This window comes from Microbacterium sp. HSID17254 (assembly GCF_003989315.1).
In the GTDB taxonomy this organism is placed as follows: domain Bacteria; phylum Actinomycetota; class Actinomycetes; order Actinomycetales; family Microbacteriaceae; genus Microbacterium.
On the sequence record NZ_RBLT01000192.1, the window covers coordinates 1 to 768 of the forward strand.

At 78.5% G+C, this 768-nt stretch carries 1 protein-coding gene; it reads right to left on the bottom strand.

Features of this window, described 5'->3' with window-relative positions:
* Positions 1-768 (bottom strand): integrase core domain-containing protein (locus tag D8M34_RS19355; protein WP_153245011.1); only part of this gene is annotated, 768 nt, incomplete at both ends.

Below are 768 nucleotides of genomic sequence, written 5' to 3' on the forward strand. Positions count from 1 at the left end.
CGCCGGCGCGCGGCATGGCGGCGGAGCGAGGCGGCGCGCTGTGAGGGGGCGCGGTGCACGGCGCGCGCGCACCGGCGGTGGGGGGGGCGCCTGAGCGCGGCGGGGGGGGGCTGGGGCTGGCGGGCCGGCGGGACGGCCGCCGGTCGCGGCGAAGGTGGCGAGCTGGTCCTCGGTGTAGGGGGAGCGGACGGTCTTGATTCGGGCCCCGCCGGCGGTGAGGTGGATGACCTTGGCGTCGGCCCAGAACGTGACGGTGACCCCGGCGCGGAGCGGGCCGCGCCAGAACTGTTTGCCCAGCACCGCCAGGTTCCCTGAGGGGGGGACGGACCGTGCGAGCGCCACTGGCCCGCCCCAGTAGACCTCCGTGCTCGATTCGGTGCCCGGCTCAGCGCCCGGGTCCGCGGCAGGCTGCTCGGGCGGCGCAGGCGCGGCGACAAGCCGGGTAGGTAACCGCAGCGGGAGCAGGTCTTCGTCGCCGCGCTGGTGCTGGCTGGGGGCGAAGCGGTCGACGGGGCAGGCCATCTCGATGGCCTGGTGTGGGCGGGTGCAGTTGTAGGTGGTGATCCAGGAGTCCAACCCCGCCTGCGCCGCGACCCGGGCGTCGCAGGCGTCGGTGTGCTCGCGCCGTTCCCGCCGCAGGGCCCGGTGGCACCGTTCGACCTTCCCGGTCGCGCTCGGCGTCGCGGCCCGCGCCGTGACGCGGGTGACGCCTGCGTCGCCCTCGCCCGCGCCCGCCCGCGCCCCGCGCCGCCGCCCCCCCCCCCCCCC